General features: G+C 68.5%; 15 protein-coding genes and 1 riboswitch. Of the genes, 9 read left to right on the forward strand and 6 right to left on the reverse strand.

The genetic code is table 11. The features are described from left to right. Positions 1–18: 18 nt before the first annotated feature. From OPF83_RS03700 to OPF83_RS03715, 4 genes are read right to left on the reverse strand one after another with little or no spacing between them, the layout of a single operon-like run. Positions 19–1,641, reverse strand: a complete 1,623-nt coding sequence (locus tag OPF83_RS03700; protein ID WP_264885854.1) for a cytochrome bc complex cytochrome b subunit — start codon at positions 1,639–1,641, stop codon at positions 19–21. Beyond that, positions 1,638–2,828, reverse strand: coding sequence for a ubiquinol-cytochrome c reductase iron-sulfur subunit (locus OPF83_RS03705; protein WP_264885855.1), 1,191 nt, complete (start codon positions 2,826–2,828; stop codon positions 1,638–1,640). Before OPF83_RS03705 ends, OPF83_RS03700 begins: the two co-directional genes overlap by 4 nt. Beyond that, entirely contained in the window at positions 2,825–3,709 is an 885-nt protein-coding gene (locus OPF83_RS03710; protein WP_264885856.1) for a c-type cytochrome, read from the reverse strand. The genes OPF83_RS03705 and OPF83_RS03710 overlap by 4 nt, the downstream gene beginning before the upstream one ends. A 56-nt stretch (positions 3,710–3,765) precedes the next feature. Then, positions 3,766–4,377, reverse strand: a complete 612-nt coding sequence (locus OPF83_RS03715; RefSeq protein ID WP_264885857.1) for a heme-copper oxidase subunit III — start codon at positions 4,375–4,377, stop codon at positions 3,766–3,768. A 293-nt stretch (positions 4,378–4,670) separates the two neighbouring features. On the opposite strand from OPF83_RS03715, the gene trpD reads away from it, so the two are divergent. After that, complete coding sequence (trpD, locus tag OPF83_RS03720; protein WP_264885858.1) at positions 4,671–5,732, forward strand: anthranilate phosphoribosyltransferase; 1,062 nt, start codon at positions 4,671–4,673, stop codon at positions 5,730–5,732. A gap of 62 nt (positions 5,733–5,794) precedes the next feature. On the opposite strand, the gene OPF83_RS03725 is transcribed toward trpD, so the two are convergent. Then, positions 5,795–7,441 carry a DEDD exonuclease domain-containing protein gene (locus OPF83_RS03725; protein ID WP_264885859.1) on the reverse strand — a complete coding sequence of 549 codons (1,647 nt, stop codon included), beginning with the start codon at positions 7,439–7,441 and terminating at the stop codon, positions 5,795–5,797. A gap of 164 nt (positions 7,442–7,605) precedes the next feature. On the opposite strand from OPF83_RS03725, the gene OPF83_RS03730 reads away from it, so the two are divergent. From OPF83_RS03730 to OPF83_RS03745, 4 genes are all read left to right on the forward strand, one after another. After that, positions 7,606–7,824 carry a hypothetical protein gene (locus OPF83_RS03730; RefSeq protein WP_264885860.1) on the forward strand — a complete coding sequence of 73 codons (219 nt, stop codon included), beginning with the start codon at positions 7,606–7,608 and terminating at the stop codon, positions 7,822–7,824. 79 nt (positions 7,825–7,903) lie between these two features. Further along, a riboswitch (cyclic di-AMP (ydaO/yuaA leader) is annotated at positions 7,904–8,053 on the forward strand. Positions 8,054–8,065: 12 nt separating this feature from the next. After that, positions 8,066–8,674, forward strand: coding sequence for a C40 family peptidase (locus OPF83_RS03735; RefSeq protein ID WP_264885861.1), 609 nt, complete (start codon positions 8,066–8,068; stop codon positions 8,672–8,674). 172 nt (positions 8,675–8,846) lie between these two features. Beyond that, a complete protein-coding gene (locus tag OPF83_RS03740; RefSeq protein ID WP_264885862.1) occupies positions 8,847–9,977 on the forward strand; it encodes an NlpC/P60 family protein in 1,131 nt (376 codons plus the stop codon). Positions 9,978–10,143: 166 nt separating this feature from the next. Then, a complete protein-coding gene (locus tag OPF83_RS03745; protein WP_264885863.1) occupies positions 10,144–11,277 on the forward strand; it encodes a glycosyltransferase family 4 protein in 1,134 nt (377 codons plus the stop codon). Positions 11,278–11,350: 73 nt separating this feature from the next. On the opposite strand, the gene OPF83_RS03750 is transcribed toward OPF83_RS03745, so the two are convergent. After that, positions 11,351–13,150 (reverse strand): long-chain fatty acid--CoA ligase, encoded by a 1,800-nt coding sequence (locus OPF83_RS03750; protein WP_264885864.1) that lies wholly within the window; start codon positions 13,148–13,150, stop codon positions 11,351–11,353. Between the two features lie 188 nt (positions 13,151–13,338). On the opposite strand from OPF83_RS03750, the gene OPF83_RS03755 reads away from it, so the two are divergent. From OPF83_RS03755 to OPF83_RS03770, 4 genes are read left to right on the forward strand one after another with little or no spacing between them, the layout of a single operon-like run. After that, positions 13,339–13,800 (forward strand): SRPBCC family protein, encoded by a 462-nt coding sequence (locus OPF83_RS03755; protein ID WP_264885865.1) that lies wholly within the window; start codon positions 13,339–13,341, stop codon positions 13,798–13,800. Next, positions 13,800–14,684: a hypothetical protein gene (locus OPF83_RS03760; RefSeq protein WP_264885984.1), complete on the forward strand. Its 885-nt coding sequence runs from the start codon at positions 13,800–13,802 to the stop codon at positions 14,682–14,684. The genes OPF83_RS03755 and OPF83_RS03760 overlap by 1 nt, the downstream gene beginning before the upstream one ends. 37 nt (positions 14,685–14,721) lie before the next feature. Further along, complete coding sequence (locus OPF83_RS03765; protein WP_264885866.1) at positions 14,722–15,471, forward strand: 1-acyl-sn-glycerol-3-phosphate acyltransferase; 750 nt, start codon at positions 14,722–14,724, stop codon at positions 15,469–15,471. A 4-nt stretch (positions 15,472–15,475) separates the two neighbouring features. Beyond that, complete coding sequence (locus OPF83_RS03770) at positions 15,476–15,973, forward strand: polyadenylate-specific 3'-exoribonuclease AS (RefSeq protein ID WP_264885867.1); 498 nt, start codon at positions 15,476–15,478, stop codon at positions 15,971–15,973. Positions 15,974–16,009: the final 36 nt, after the last annotated feature.

Raw genomic sequence — 16,009 nt, forward strand, 5'->3', positions numbered from 1 at the left:
GCCTGCGTGCTGGTGGGATCAGTGCTCGCCGCCCCGGCGGGAACGGTTCTCCTCCTGCAGCGTGGTGAGCATGTGATGCTCGCGCTCGTGCTTGTCGTGGCTCGCCTTGTCGAGCAGCGTCGCCTCGTCGGCCGGGTCGGCCGAGAGCGCGCCGTGCGGCGGGCGACCGGCGGCACCGAGCTGGTTCATCTTGCTGGGCACCTTCGCGCCGGCATACTCGAGCGGGACGGCGTGTCCGTGCTCGTCGACCTCGCCGAGCGGCTGGTGGACCTCGATGAACTCGCCCTGCGGCATCCGCATGATGATGCCGGTCTCGATCCCGTGCTCCAGCACCTCGCGGTCGGCACGCTGCAGACCCAGGCAGATGCGGTACACCGAGAAGTAGACCAGCGGCGGCAGCAGGATCAGCCCGATTCGGCCGGCCCACGTGGTGGCGTTCAGCGAGATGTCGAAGTGGTACGCGATGAGGTCGTTGGAACCCATCAGGACCAGGATCACGTAGAACGTGATGGCCATCATTCCGGCGGCGGTGCGCACCGGCACGTCACGAGGACGCTGCAGCAGGTTGTGGTGCGCGGTGTCGCCCGAGAACTTGGCCTCGAGCCACGGGTAGGCGAACATCAGGGCGACCATGCCGCCGAGCATCACGGCGACCCAGACCACGGCGGGCACGGTGTACGGCCCGAGGTAGAGCTCCCAGGCCGGCATCACACGGGCGCCGCCCTCAGTCCAGAGCATGTACCAGTCAGGCTGCGAACCAGCCGAGATGTGAGACGGGTTGTACGGTCCCAGGTTCCATATCGCGTTGATCGTGAACAGGCCCGAGAACAGCATGATGATGCCGACCGTGATGGCGCCGAAGGCGATCGACTTGACCGCGAACACCGGGAGGATGCGGACACCGACGACGTTGTTCTCGGTACGACCGGCGCCCGGGAACTGGGTGTGCTTCTGGTACCAGACCAGCGCGAGGTGCGCGGCGATGAGAGCCAGGATGATCGCCGGGATCAGCAGCACGTGCAGCACGTAGAAGCGCGGGATCATGATCATGCCGGGGAAGTCGCCGCCGAAGATCAGCCAGTGCATCCAGGTGCCGACGACCGGGAGTCCGACGATGATGCCCGAGGTGATCCGAAGGCCGGTGCCGGACAGGAGGTCGTCCGGGAGGCCGTAGCCGAGGAAGCCCTCGACGATGCCCAGGAGCAGCAGCACACAGCCGATGACCCAGTTGGCCTCACGCGGACGCCGGAACGCGCCGGTGAAGAAGATCCGGAGCATGTGGACGACCATCGAGGCCACGAACAGCAGGGCCGCCCAGTGGTGGATCTGCCGGACGAAGAGTCCGCCGCGGACCTCGAATGAGATCTCCAGCGCGGTGTCGTAGGCGCGCGACATCTCGACGCCGTTGAGTGGCGCGTACGCACCCTGGTAGATCACCTTCGACATGGAGGGGTCGAAGAACAGGGTGAGGTAGACACCCGAGATCAGCAGGATGATGAAGCTGTACAGGGCGATCTCGCCCAGGAGGAAGGACCAGTGCGTCGGGAAGACCTTGTTGATCTGCCGGCGCATGCCCTTGGCCATGGTGTATCGCGAGTCGAGGTTGTTGCCGACGGTCGCGAGGTGGTTGTTGTTACTCATGAACGACGCTCCCAGAATGCCGGCCCGACGGGCTCGATGAAGTCACCGTTGGCGACGAGGTAGCCCTCACTGTCCACGGCGATGGGCAGCTGCGGCAGTGCGCGCGCGGCGGGGCCGAACACCGGCTTGCCGTACTCGAGCGCATCGAACTGCGACTGGTGGCACGGGCAGAGGAACCGGTGGGTCTGCTGCTCGTACAGCGAGGTGGGGCAGGCGAGGTGCGTGCAGATCTTCGAGTAGGCGTAGATGTCGCCGTAGTTGAAGTTCTCCTGGCCTTTGCGCTTGATCACCCGTGCCGCGTCCTCGGGACGGAAGCGGATGAGCATGACCGAGTTACGCGCACCGTGGATCGAGTGCATGCCCTCTTCGAAGTTGCCCAGTGCGTGGGCGGGGAGGGGGAACACGGACTCGAGGGCTCCGGCGGCGAGATCGTCGATGTGGATGCGCTCCAGGCGGCTCTGTCCGGCCGGCACGTGGCCGTCGGGGAACACCTTGGCGGTGTCGCGACCGAGGTAGACCTTCTCGGCCGGGAGGCCGTCGGGACGGTTGTCGGAGGCGAGGGTCCAGCCGGTGGTGTGCAGCGTTCCGTCACCGGAGATGGTCATCGGTCCGCGCTTCCACGGGTTCTTGACCATGCCGCCCAGCGGGAGGATGACCGAGAGTCCGATGAGTCCGACGCTCGCACCGAGGAAACCGCCCATGACCTTTCGGCGGCCGAGGGTCGAGGTCTTCCACGAGTCGTTGAGCTCGGCGACGATCGTGCGACGGTCGAGCTCCTCCGACGCGCCGTCATGACGCGTCTGGACCGAGATCTCCTCGGGGATGAACTTCTTGGTGAACTGCACGGCGCCGAACCCGAGGAACAGGATCGACAGGCCGATGGTCAGACCGAGGAGCGGGGTGTAGGCCATGTAGAGCCAGTAGCCGCTCTCGCCCTCACCCTTGTGCTCCCAGGGCCAGAAAAGGTAGACCACGGCGAACGCGAGGGCGAGGATCGCGGAGAGTGCGAACCAGGTGGTGACGGTTCGTGCCGCGCGCTTCTCGGAGCGCGTCTCGACGCCCTCGGGCCAGCGGGCCCCACGGAACTTGACGTCGACCTCGTCGAGCTCGGTACCCAGACGGACGAGCTCGTCGTCGCTCATCCGGTCCAGGTCCGCAGGGGACGGGTTCTTGGGGGTCTCACTCATGAACGGGATCCGATCCACAGGGTCGCGCCGATTAGGGCGACGATGCCGACAAGCCACATGGCCACACCTTCGGTGACGGGGCCGAGGCCACCCAGGCCGTAGCCGCCGGGCGAGACCGCGGAGTCAGAGTTCTTGATGTAGGCGATGATGTCCTTCTTCTCGTCCGGCGTCAGCTGACGGTCGGAGAAGCGGGGCATGTTCTGGGGGCCGGTGAGCATCGCCTGGTAGATCTCCTGCTCGTTCGCAGGGTCCAGGATCGGTGCGAACTTTCCGCCCGAGAGGGCGCCGCCACGGCCGGTGAAGTTGTGGCAGGACGCGCAGTTGAGGCGGAAGAGCTCGCCACCGCGGGCCAGCTCCTCGGTGCGGCTCTCACCGGATGCGCCGCGCAGGCTCTCCATGGCGATACTGCCGTCAGGGTCGGTGACGATGCCCGGTCCGCCGCCGTACTGGTCGACGTAGGAGGCCAGTGCGACGACCTGGTGCTCGCTGTAGCGCGGCTTCTTACGCTCGGCCTGGGCCTCGTTGTCCGCGGCCGGCATACGTCCGGAGTGCACCTGGAAGTAGACCGAACCCGCACCGACGCCCACGAGCGACGGACCGCGGTCCTCGACACCCTGGAGGTTCTGCCCGTGGCAGGTGATGCAGGCGACGTCGTAGATCGACTTGCCCTCGGCGATGAGGGCTGCCTGGTCCTGCTGCGCGGTAGCGACCTGCGGCTCGGGGACCACGGCTGTGGCGATGGCTCCCGCGCCGAGGAGGCCGGCGGCGATGACGAGCGCGCCGGTCGCCTTGCGGCGCCGCTTGGTGGAGGTGGTCCGCGAGGAATCCGGCGCCTGGTCGGGCGCCGGCGTATCCGCAGCGGGTGGGAGAGGTGAGTTCATTGTGAGTTCCCTTTGGAGTTGGGACCTGCTGGACGCGGCGTCCTGCGGCCAGCTGACTACTGAATGAAGTAGATGGTGACGAAGAGGCCGATCCAGACCACGTCGACGAAGTGCCAGTAGTACGACACGACGATCGCCGCGGTCGCCTGTGCCGGGGTGAACCGCGACATCGTGGTCCTCATGATGAGCACGACGAAGGCGATGACACCCGCGGCCACGTGGAGACCGTGGAAGCCCGTGGTGATGAAGAAGACCGAGGCGTAGACGCTCGACGAGATCGTCACGCCCTCCATGACCAGGACTGCGTACTCGTACGCCTGCCCGACCAGGAAGACCGTGCCCATCACGGCCGAGATCGTGTACCACCGTCGGAGGCCGAAGACATCACCCTGCTCAGCAGCGAACACGCCCATCTGGCAGGTGAACGACGACGCCACGAGGATGACGGTGATCGTCACGGCGAACGGCACGTTCAGGTGCACGGGGTAAGAAGGCCAGTCACCTCCCGAATTAGCCTTGGAGACGAAGTACATCGCGAACAGCCCCGCGAAGAACATCAGCTCCTGGGACAACCAGATGATGGTGCCCACACTGACCATGTTCGGCCGATTCAGCGAATGAACACGCTGGGCCATGGCCGATCCTGAGTTATCTACTGCGCTCGTCACGTGCCCAAGTATGACCCCTGAGGTGGGAGGAGTCTGCATGGACCCCCGAAATCGGCGTGTCTTCTCAGCGTTTCCGCAGGTCGGTCTGGGAAGTGGCCGTGAGGACCACACTTTTCCGTCCCCTTGCAGGGCCTATCAGGGCTCTCTCAGTCGTTCGTCCGAGCGATCGGACTGCACGGTATACGGGGTGGGTGGGCGATCCATCCGGGCGTCTCGGTGGCACCATTGACGGCGAATGGTCGGCGCCGAGGTGTGGCGCCGCGCGGTCAGTTGGTGCGAGGAGGTCGGTGCACGTGGGCAGTACGACGGCGTTCGACGGGGGGCGCTCGTGGCCCGGAGTGCTCGGCGCGCTCACCGAGGGGCAGGACCTGGAGCCGGCGGACGCCGGGTGGGCGATGTCCCGGATCATGGAGGGCGTCGCGACCGACGCGCAGATCGCGGCCTTCGGCGTGGCTCTCAAGATGAAGGGCGTCACCGGTCCGGAGCTCGATGCCCTCGCGACGACGATGCTCGAGTACTCGCGACGCGTCCCGACGCAGCGGGAGTGCGTCGACATCGTGGGGACCGGCGGTGACCGCCAGGGAACCGTGAACATCTCGACCATGTCCTCGCTTGTCGTCAGCGCGTGTGGTGTCCCCGTCGCCAAACACGGGAGCCGCGCGGCGTCGTCCAAGAGCGGCGGTGCCGATGTCCTCGAGGCACTGGGGGTGAAGATCGACCTCGGTCCCGAGGACGTCGCACGCTGCCTCGAGCAGGTCGGAATCGGATTCTGTTTCGCCCCGGTGTTCCACCCGGCGTTCCGGTTCGTCGCGACCGCCCGCAAGGAGATCGGCATCCCCACTGTGTTCAACGTGTTGGGACCGCTGACCAACCCGGCCGCGCCGAGTGCGAATCTCATCGGCTGCGCGTTCGAGAACCTGATGCCCGTGATGGCGGAGGTCTTCGCGCGGCGTGGGATGTCCGCACTCGTCGTCCGTGGGTCCGACGGACTCGACGAGATCACCATGACCGGTCCCACCCGTGTTCTGCGGGTCGCGGACGGGCACGTTGACGAGGATTCGATCGAGCCCGGTGATTTCGGGATGCAGACCTGCTCCATCGAGGAGTTGCGAGGCGGGGACGGCGAGCACAACGCGGGCGTGGCCCGTGATCTGCTCTCCGGTGTGAAGGGACCGGTCCGCGACGCCGTCCTGCTCAATTCGGCCGCAGCTCTCGTGGCGTTCGACGGTGTCGAGCGCGGGGCGGACCTGGTTTCCGTCCTGCGGGCGGCGATTGACCGGGCCGCCACGGCGATCGACAGCGGCGCTGCCGCGCGGCTTCTCGAGAAGTGGGTCGAGGCGAGCCAGGGGCGCTGAGCGGCCCCCGGCCGCACCCCGGCCGCACCCCGGCCGATTCCTGATCTCGCGTCGGTCCCGGATCACCGTCCGGGGCGGTCGCGGTGTTCCGCGGCGGCACGTTCTGCGCGGTCGGCCCACCCGGTCAGGCGGTACGCCCCGTCCACCGGTAGTGACCAGGCCCCCTCGATCGACACGATCCGCGTGGGGGTGGAGTCGATCCAACGGTGCACCGCACGGACCTGGTCCGGGGTGGCGCCGGACAGCGGGCCGGGGCCGGGCCGGACGGTGGCAGCCGCGGCCCGGATGGAGGTGATGACCGGCATCGGCGACGCCCCGGCGGGAACTGTTCCCGAGCCCGCCAGTCGTCCGTGGCGGATCACCGCGACCTCCCAGGTCCGCCGTGCCCCGGCCTGGACCAGGACCAGCTCGCTCAGTGATGCGGTCGCCGCGAGCTCCTGTTGCCGCGCGAGCACCCGGACGAGCACGGCGCACCGGTCCCGCAGTCGGGCCGCTCTCTCGAACGCGCCGTCTGCGGCGAGCTGGTCCACCCGCGCGATCGTCGCGCGGAGTGGTTCCGAGTCGTGACCGGAGACGAGCGACTCCCAGGTCTGCTCTGTGGAGATGTCCCCGTGACCGTCGACGATGTCCGACCACGCCTCCCGCGCGTCCTCCGCTCGCCGGAACTGCCCGAGCGCGGCGTCGTGCCCCGGCGTCCTCTCGACGTGTCCTCGGGTCCCTCGCCCCCGGGGAGGGCTGAGCCACCAACCTCGACGGGGGCCACGCGAGCGGCGGTTGAACGGAGGCTGGAGGGAGTCGATGAGTTGTTCCTCGACCGTCCACGCCTCGAGCTGGTGTGCGCACGGGACCGCGTCGACGGAGGCAGCGAGTCCGACCATGGTGCGCATCCGGCCGCGGGTGTCGCCGCCGGAGAAGTAGGACCGGGCGCGCCGCCGGACGTTCACTGAGGACCCGACGTAGAGGGGCACGCCGGTCTCGTCGCGGAAGACGTAGACGCCCGGCCCGTCGGTGAGCGCGTCGGTGAGATGGGCGCGCCTACGGACCTCCGGGGAGAGCCTGCCGTCATAGGACTTGAGTTCGGAGAGGGTGGACACCCCGCAGTCGCCGACTCGTGAGATGAGGGCGTGGAGGACGTCGACGGTCGCGCGGGCGTCCTGCAGTGCCCGGTGGTTCGGCTCGACGGTGGAGCCCAGGTGGGCGGCGAGTGTCCCGAGCTTGTGCCCCCGGGTCTCGCCACGGTGCAGGACGCGGCGGGCCAGGGCGAGGGTGCACAGGGACGGGGGATCGGGCCACTGGTGGCCCGTGGACACCGCGGCGGCGCGGAGGAAGGACAGGTCGAACCGCGCGTTGTGTGCGACGAGCACCGCGCCGCGGGAGAACTCGAGGAAGGTGGCCATGACCTCCGGCAGTCTGGGCGCATCGATCAGGTCCGAGGGTGTGATGCCGGTGAGTGAGGTGATGTGTCGGGGCAGGGTGCCGTCGATCGCCACGAAGGTCGAGAGCTCCGCCTGGACCTCACCGCCCCGGACCCGTACGGCGCCGATCTCCGTGATCTCGTCGCCGTCGGCGCTGGTCCCGGTGGTCTCGAGGTCGACGACGACGAAGGTCACCTCTGACAGGAGGGGTTCGATGTCGTCGAATGCGGCCTGAACGCCGACCGACGGCGCGGTGCGGGTTCCGGCCGAGGTCCGGGAGGGCGAGCCGAGCATGGGCAGACGATATCGCCGGGGTACGACACGACCGCGCCGGGACTCGTCGGGAGAGACGATGTCGTACCCCGCTTCTAGTGTCCGGTCCGACAGGCGCATCAGATCGCTGATCGCGGTGCGATAACGGATGGGCAACACGCCCGGTACAGATTGTGAGGTAGATCATGCTCTCTGTCGACTGTGCGGGGTGCCCCGCCGGCCCCCGTGGGTGTGAGGGATGCATCGTAGACGTCCTGTTCTCGGAGGACGCACAGGTAGACAGGCTGTCGGAGGAGTCATGTGGCTATGTTCTCGAGCCTGATGTGCGAGCAGCGATCGGAGTCCTGCTGGATGTCGGGATGCTCACCGACGTGGAGATTCTGGCGATGAACAGCGCCGCGTGAGTGGGTGGCTGGACTTCAGCGAGACGGTTTCGTAACCTTTTCGAGACCTCGGAAGTCATCACCCGCCCACCGGCGGGGGCCGGGGTCAACACCTAAGCACCGCGAGGTGCGCCGGGGAACCAAGAACTATTGGGGTGAATCGCCCGGAGGCCACACGGCCTCAAGGCGTAGGACAGACTTCCGTGTCCGAACCCGTCAGCTAACCCGGTCGGTGTCGCAGGAAGAAAGAGGAAAGCTTCTCGTGGGAGCCCACAGCATCAAGACCAGTTCGACCGGTCGTCGTTTCGCCGCCGCCGGACTGCTCGCGGCCGGAGCGGCCGTCGCCACCTCCGGTGCCGCCACCGCCGCGCCCGTGACCGTTGAGGTCCCTGCCGAGCTCCGGCTGCCGGGCGTGCCGGCCCAGGTCACCGTCGAGGTGCCCGAGGGCGTCGCCCTTCCTGCCGGTCTGCAGCAGATCGCCGCCGCGCCGGTCCAGGAGTTCGCCGCTCCCGCGCCGCAGGTCTCCACCGGCCAGAAGATCCTCGACGCCGCGTCGACCCGCGTGGGCTCGCCCTACGTGTGGGGCGCCACCGGCCCGAACTCGTTCGACTGCTCCGGCCTCACCTCGTGGGCCTACCAGCAGGCCGGCATCTCCATTCCGCGGACCAGCCAGGCCCAGATCGGCGGCGGCACCCCGGTCGCCAAGTCCGACCTGCAGCCGGGTGACATCGTCGCCTTCTACGGCGGCGCGAGCCACGTCGGTATCTACGCCGGCAACGGTCAGGTCGTCCACGCCCCGTACTCCGGCACCTCCGTGAGCTACGCCCCGCTGGACTCCATGCCTTTCTACGGCGCGACCCGCTACTACTGATCGGGTAATCGCAGTCGCCTGAAGCCCCGCTGATGCCGGTCACGTACCGGCACCAGCGGGGCTTCGTCGCATGTAACATCCGAATCTCGACACCCGATCCCTTGTCTGGCCCCTTCTTTCCCGGGGTGCCCCCGGCATCACGTCCGATGATTCGAGAGTTCGACCCTTGACGATGACCCGTACTCACCGCGCCGCCTCGGTCGCCGCCGCTGCTGTCTCCACGGCGATGGTCACGGTGCTCACGTTCGGAGGTGCCGCCTCCGCGCAACCGACTCCGCCCGTGCCCGCGGAATCCGGGTCGCCCGTTGCTGATCCCGCAGACCCGGCTGAGTCCGACGGCGCGGTCGACGGCGCGGTCGACGGTGCGGTCGACGGTGCGGTCGGTGAGGACCTCGCGGAGTTGTCCCGACTCTCCGAGGAGGCGGGAGCACTCGGCGAGGAGCTGCACAAAGCCCGCGCCGATCTGGACGGGGCGATCGCCGAACGGGACCGACGTGAGCGGGCCGCCGGGGTCGCCGGCGCGCTCGCCGCTGCGGCCGAAGGGGATGCCCGGCGTGACCAGTCGATCGTCGACCATCTCGCGACGATGCGTTACCGCGGAGGGGACACGGGTGCGACGCGTGCCGCCGTGCTGGCGGAAAGTCCTGAGGATCTCGTCCAACGACTCGACGCACTGAGGCGACTCTCCGGCGCCACCACGTCTGCACTGGATGCCTCCAAGGCCGCGTCGGCGGAAGCCACGAGACTTCGCGAGGAGGCGGCGGTGGCGGCCGCGGAGGCGAGGTCGGCCGCGCGGGACGCCGAGGACCGCACCAATGAACTGGACAGGCGTTCCGACGAGATGCGCGTCCGTATGGACGAGGTGCGCCGCCGGGTCGACGCACTCTCGGATGCCCAGCGGGCGATCTGGGCAGGCGGGCCGATCATGCCGGAGGGATACGTTGCCCCGCCCGTGGACGGGGTCAACACGGCCGCTCTGCGCACTGCTCTCACCAGACTCGGTTCGCCGTACGTGTGGGGTGCCACCGGGCCCTCCTCTTTCGACTGTTCCGGACTCATGGTGTGGTCGTACGCACAGGAAGGGAAGTCGCTGCCCCGGTCGAGTCAGATGCAGGCGGTGGCGGGATCTCCGGTCGCCATGGCGGACATCCAGCCGGGCGACCTGGTGATCTACTACCCGGGGGCGACGCACGTCGGGATGTACGCCGGCGACGGCCTCGTCCTCCACGCACCGACCTACGGGGTCCCGGTGAAACTCGAGAAGGTCGACGCGATGCCGGTGAGCGGGATCCGGCGCTACTGACGCTCCCCACCGGCTCGGGAGTTCCTCAGAAGTAGTGCCCGGTCCTGCGGCAGCCAGCGGCGGGTCGGGTGACAGTGCCAGCGGCGGGTCGGGTGACAGTGCCAGCGGCGGGTGGAGCGGCAGGTCTGGTGAGCGACGACCGCTGCATGTGGCACTCTCTGAATCGATGACCAAGACCCTGCTGATCACCAACGACTACCCGCCGCGCCCGGGGGGAATCCAGTCGTACCTCGAGACCTACCTCGAGTACCTCGACCCGGACGACGTCGCCGTACTGGCGTCGACCTTCCGAGGCGAGGAGTCCACCATGTACGACCAGAGCAAGCCGTATGTCGTGGAGCGGGTGCCCACCGAGATGCTCCTCCCGACTCCGGACCTGGCGACCCGGGCACGGCGTCTGGCCGAGGACTTCGGCGCCTCGACGATCTGGTTCGGGGCGGCGGCGCCGCTGGCGGCCATGGCCCCGGTTCTCCGTACGGGGCCGGTCACGCGGATCGTGGCGAGCACGCACGGTCACGAGGTCGGCTGGTCTATGCTCCCCGGATCGAGGCAGATCCTGCGACTGATCGGCGACTCGACCGACGCTGTCACCTATGTCAGTGACTACACCCGCCACCGGTTCACGTCCGCGTTCGGTCCACATGCCCGACTCGTGCACCAGCCGGGTGGGGTGGACACGGACCGTTTTCGTCCGGACCCCGCGGCGCGGAAGGCGATCCGTGAGCGATACGGGGTGGCCGACAGGGACGTGATCGTCTGCCTGTCCCGCCTCGTGCCACGGAAGGGTCAGGACATGCTCATCCGAGCGCTGCCCGAGATCGCCAGGCGGGTGCCGGGGGCGGTCCTCGTCGTCGTCGGCGGAGGCCCCTATCGGCGCACCCTCGAGGGACTCGCCCGGCGACACAGGGTTACCGACCGCGTGATCTTCACCGGCCGTGTCCCCGCCGAGGAGATCGTCGACCATCACCGCATGGCGGATGTCTTCGCCATGCCGTGCCGCACGCGCGGCGGGGGACTCGACGTGGAGGGCCTGGGGATCGTTTACCTCGAGGCCTCCGCGTGTGGGGTGCCCGTCGTGGCCGGCCGGAGCGGGGGAGCGCCCGAGACCGTCCTGGACGGTCGCACCGGTGCGGTGGTCGACGGCACGTCGCTGGCCGACATCACCGACGCCGTCGCCGGGATCCTGGGTGACCGGCCACGGTCGGCGGCGATGGGGATGCGCGGCCGCAACTGGGTACTCGACCGCTGGCGCTGGGAGGATCTCGCTCGGGACATGGAACGCGTGCTCTCGGGCCGGTGACGGCCGAGAACACGCGTTCCGGGGTGGTCGGCGGCGAGCATCTCGCCGCCGGGCGGATCAGGCGCCGGGTCGATCAGGCGTAGAGCGCCTCGATCTGCGAGGCGTACTTCTGGTGGACGATGTTCCGCTTGACCTTGAGTGACGCCGTGAGCTCTCCGGTCTCCTCGGTGAACTGGTCCGGGAGCACGTGGTACTTCTTGACCGACTCGGTGTGCGAGACCGCCCTGTTCGCCGCCGTCAGCGCCTGGTCGAGGTGCTGGATCATGGTGGCGTCCTTGAGGAGCTCGTACAGCGAGCCGGTCTTGCCGTTCTGCGTCTTCCAACGCTCGAGGGCCTCTGGGTCGAGCGTGAGCAGAACAGACACGAACGGCTTGCCGTCGCCGACACATACGGCCTCGGCGATGAGCGGATCCGCCCGCAGGGCGTCCTCGAGCTGCGCGGGGGCGACGTTCTTGCCGCCGGCGGTGACGATGATCTCTTTCTTGCGGCCGGTGATCCTCAGGTACCCGTCCTCGTCGATCGATCCGAGGTCACCGGTCCGGAACCAGCCGTCGGAGAACGACTCGGCGGTCGCCTTCTCGTTCTGCCAGTAGCCCGTGGCGACGACCGGACCCGAGACCTCGACCTCTCCGTCCGTGGCGAGGCGGACCGCGCACCCCGGAAGCGGCTGACCGACACTGCCGATGCGGAGGTTGCCGGGGGTGTTGACCGTGATCGCCGCGCAGGTCTCCGTGAGGCCGTAGCCCTCGAAGATGTTCACCCCGATGCCGTCGAAGAAGTGCGTGAGGCGCTCACCGAGTGCCGCACCTCCCGAGATCGCGATCTCGCACCGGCCACCCAGCGCGGCCACGAGCTTGCCGTAGACGAGCTTGGAGAACAGTGCGTGACGGAGCTTGAGCACCGGACCGATCCGACCGGCCTGACGGGCCTTGGAGTAGGCCACCGCGGTGCCCGTGGCCTTCTCGAACATCCACGCCTTGAACGCGCCGCCGTCCTGGGCGGTGGCCTGTGCCTTGGTGAACACCTTCTGGAACACACGGGGCACCGCGAGGATGTAGTGCGGACGCATCTCCCCGAACGTGTCCACCAGGTTGGCGATATCAGAGGAGTGCGCGATGGTGACCCCGGCGTGGAAGCCGGCGTACGTGATGGCACGGGCCAGCACGTGGGCCAGCGGGAGGAACATCACGGTGGTCGCGTCGTCGCGCAGGTAGGACTTGAACGGCGTCTCGAGCACCGCCAGCGTCTCGGACATGAAATTCCGGTGGGTGAGCATGCAGCCCTTGGGGCGGCCGGTCGTCCCGGAGGTATAGATCAGTGTCGCCGGGGAGTCGGCCCGAACCGACGCGCGACGGGTGTCGAGGACGGACTCGTCGACGTCCGCGCCCTCGGCGATCAGGGCATCGATGACGGGGGAGTCGCCGTCGATCACCGCGACGGCGGGCACGGGGGACAGGCCCTCGACGCCCTCGCGGGCCAGCGCGGCGTGGGTGTCCTTCTCCACGATGATCAGGCGCGCCGACGAGTCCTCCATGATCCAGCGGATCTGGTCGGAGCTCGAGGAGTCGTACACCGGGACGGTGACGCCGCCGACAGCCCAGATGGCGAAGTCGATGACGTTCCACTCGTACCGCGTCGAACAGAGGAGGGCGACCCGGTCTCCGGCCTCGATACCGCGGGCCACGAGTCCCCGTGCGACCGAGCGGACGGTGTCCGCGAACTCCTTGTTGGTCACGTCGATCCAGCGTCCGTGGACCGGGCGCTGGAACGCCACGTTGTTCGGGGTCCGCGCCGCACGGTCATACGCCGACTGGACGCAGGACCAGTCATCGTCGACGGTGAACTTGGCGGGTGCGGCGACGTATTCGCGCAAAGGGTCCTCCCGGTGGAAACGATCGCAGTATGTCTGGAAACACACTATCCCCGTGGCTGTGTAACAGGTAAGGCACCCGTCGTAACAGGTGAGGCGACCGTCGAGCCCGGCCACGCCACCGGGGGATTCCGGGCACTCGGCCCTCGGCGGCGACGCATCGTGGAGCCCGATATGTGAAGCTTGGGGGTATGAGCGACGACAACGGTGTACCCGAGGCCTGGCCGACCCGGGACTCCACGGTGGTCGAGGCGACGCCGGACAACGTCATGGCCGTGATCTCCGATTTTCCCGGGTACCCCGAGTGGTCCAACTCGATCCGGGTGACCGAGGTCCTGACGACGGGCTCCGACGGCAATCCGAGCAGGGTGCGGTTCGAGCTCCTCGCCGGAGCGATCGCCGACGAGTACGTCTTGGTCTACTCGTGGTCCGAGGACGGACGCGGAGTCGAATGGCAACTGGAGTCCTCGACGTTGCAGTCGTCACAGCACGGCAGTTACCGACTCGAGCCCGTCGCCGGCGGGACGCGTGTGGACTACGAACTCGAGATCGAGCTCGCCGTCCCGGTGATCGGGAGCCTGCGCACCCGGGCCGAACGCCGGATCCTCGGGGACGCCCTCAGCGAACTGAAGAGGAGGGCCGAGGCCCGGTGATGGACACCCATGTCGTCGTCGTCCTCGGGGGAGATCCCACCAGACGCGCCGAACTGACCGCGGACGTCATCGCCCGCACCGCGGGTTCCGCCCTCGTCCTGACCGGCCACCCCGACGCCGTGGACCCACGGCTCGACACCACGGACGTCGGGGCCGTCGAGGTGCGCGCGGACGACCCGGTCGCCCGCACACAGGCCTACCTGTCCGGCGCGGTGGATCCCGGGGACGACGTGCTGGCGGCGCTGTCCGCGGGCAGCGACACTCCGCTGTCCGCCGTGCTCGGCTGGGAGTACACCCGACGGGCCGCGGCCTCGGGGTACTGGGACGTGGTGGTGGTGGAACTCGATGGTGACCTCGCCGCGGTCCGTCGCCTCGCGGCGGCCGGCGAGCTCACGGCCTTCGTCGATAGTCGGTGGCCCGCGCACGTCCGGTTCGCGTCGATGGCGGCCGGTGACATGGCCGACCCCCGCGTCCGAGAGGCGCACCGGCTGTCGCTGCTGGCCGCCGACGTCACGGCGTTCCTCTCCGGCCCCCTCGAGGTGGTCGTGGCGGGCGAGGCCCCCGAGCGGACCGAGGCGATGGCTGAGCTGGCCCGGGGTGCGGTGACCCCCGACATCGAGCTCGACGACTCGGGCGAGTACCTCGTGGCCTACCCGGCCCCGACGATGCCGACCGGTGCCGGAACCGTCGACGGGAACCTGCTCCGGCTCGACCACGACGGATTCCGCGCCATCCTACGACTGCCGTCGGTGCTGGCACGGTGCACGCTGGAGGACTCCCACTACGACAGTGACACCCGCAGCGTCGTGCTGCGATTCGTCCCGGACCCCGACTTGTGGCCGAGTCATCTCGTACCGTCGGGCTCCACCCGGCACGCCGGGTAATATCCACGCACGACGATCCCACTCGACCCGAGGACCGGTGACCAGGTTGCTGTACTGGCTGTTCAAGTTCGTGCTCATCGGGCCCTTCCTGCGGTTGACCAGTCGACGGGTCGTGACCGGCCGGGAGCACTTCCCCCGCGAGGGAGCCGCCCTGCTCGTGGGCAACCACCTCTCCGTCGCTGACTGGCTGTTCATGCCGCTGCTCATGCCGCGTCGCGTGACCTTCCTCGCCAAGAGCGACTACTTCACCGGCACCGGCATCAAGGGCGCACTCAGCCGCTTCTTCTTCGCCGGTTCCGGTCAGCACCCCATCGACCGCACCAACGCCGACGCCGCCCAGGCCGCGATCAACGCCGGGCTGGAGGTACTGGGTGAGGGCGAGATCCTGTGCATCTACCCCGAGGGCACGCGGTCCCCGGACGGCCGCCTCTACCGGGGCAAGACCGGGCCCGTCCGCGTCGCGATGCGGGCCGGGGTGCCGATCGTCCCGATCGGTGTGACCGGAACCGGCGACTACATCCGCTGGCTCACGCGGCCGCGTCTCGGACGTCGACCGGAGATCCGGGTCATGGTCGGGGAGCAGTTCGACATCACCCCGTGGGCGGACCGTGTGGGGGACCGCGCCGCCGAGCGCGAGATCACCGATCAGCTGATGCTCCGGATCCAGGAGCTCACCGGTCAGGAATACCTGCCGGACACCTACGGGGCGGACATGAAGAAGCGCTTCGAGCAGGTGCGCGCGTCCGGCCGAAATCTCCTCGACCAGCCTGCCGGCGAGCAGAGCTGACGAGGTGCGCTACTTCTACGACTGTGAGTTCATCGAGGACGGCACGACGATCGAGTTGATCTCAGTGGGGGTCGTCGCCGACGACGGCCGCGAGTTCTACGCCGTCTCCACCGAGTTCGACGCGGCCGCCGCAGGCCCCTGGGTCCGTCGCAACGTGCTGCCCAAGCTCCCCAGTCCGTCCTCGCCCGCCTGGATGTCCAGGGCGCGGATCCGTGACGAGTTGTTCGACTTCGTCACCGCACCACCGACCGGTGGCGTCGAGATGTGGGCCTGGATCGGCGCGTACGACCACGTGGCGGTGTGCCAACTCTGGGGTGACATGACCGCACTGCCGGCCGCCATGCCCAAGTTCACCCGGGACGTGCGGCAGCTGTGGGAGATGGCCGGCAGGCCCGAACTCCCCGCGCACCCTGGCGGATCACATGACGCGCTGGCTGACGCGCGCCACGCGATGATGCGGTTCCGGGCGATCGCCGCGAAATCGCCTCACCTGGGACTCTGACGCCCCGGGTCGCGTCACGTCGCGTATTCTCGCGCA

It is taken from the genome of Dietzia sp. NCCP-2495 (assembly GCF_026011735.1).
GTDB lineage: Bacteria > Actinomycetota > Actinomycetes > Mycobacteriales > Mycobacteriaceae > Dietzia.

Excerpts from the sequence above, each read along its gene's own strand:
- OPF83_RS03700 (WP_264885854.1), bottom strand. The coding sequence starts at position 1,641 with ATGAGTAACAACAACCACCTCGCGACCGTCGGCAACAACCTCGACTCG.
- OPF83_RS03705 (WP_264885855.1), bottom strand. The coding sequence starts at position 2,828 with ATGAGTGAGACCCCCAAGAACCCGTCCCCTGCGGACCTGGACCGGATG.
- OPF83_RS03710 (WP_264885856.1), bottom strand. The coding sequence starts at position 3,709 with ATGAACTCACCTCTCCCACCCGCTGCGGATACGCCGGCGCCCGACCAG.
- OPF83_RS03725 (WP_264885859.1), bottom strand. The coding sequence starts at position 7,441 with ATGCTCGGCTCGCCCTCCCGGACCTCGGCCGGAACCCGCACCGCGCCG.
- OPF83_RS03730 (WP_264885860.1), top strand. The coding sequence starts at position 7,606 with ATGCTCTCTGTCGACTGTGCGGGGTGCCCCGCCGGCCCCCGTGGGTGT.
- OPF83_RS03740 (WP_264885862.1), top strand. The coding sequence starts at position 8,847 with ATGACCCGTACTCACCGCGCCGCCTCGGTCGCCGCCGCTGCTGTCTCC.
- OPF83_RS03745 (WP_264885863.1), top strand. The coding sequence starts at position 10,144 with ATGACCAAGACCCTGCTGATCACCAACGACTACCCGCCGCGCCCGGGG.
- OPF83_RS03755 (WP_264885865.1), top strand. The coding sequence starts at position 13,339 with ATGAGCGACGACAACGGTGTACCCGAGGCCTGGCCGACCCGGGACTCC.
- OPF83_RS03760 (WP_264885984.1), top strand. The coding sequence starts at position 13,800 with ATGGACACCCATGTCGTCGTCGTCCTCGGGGGAGATCCCACCAGACGC.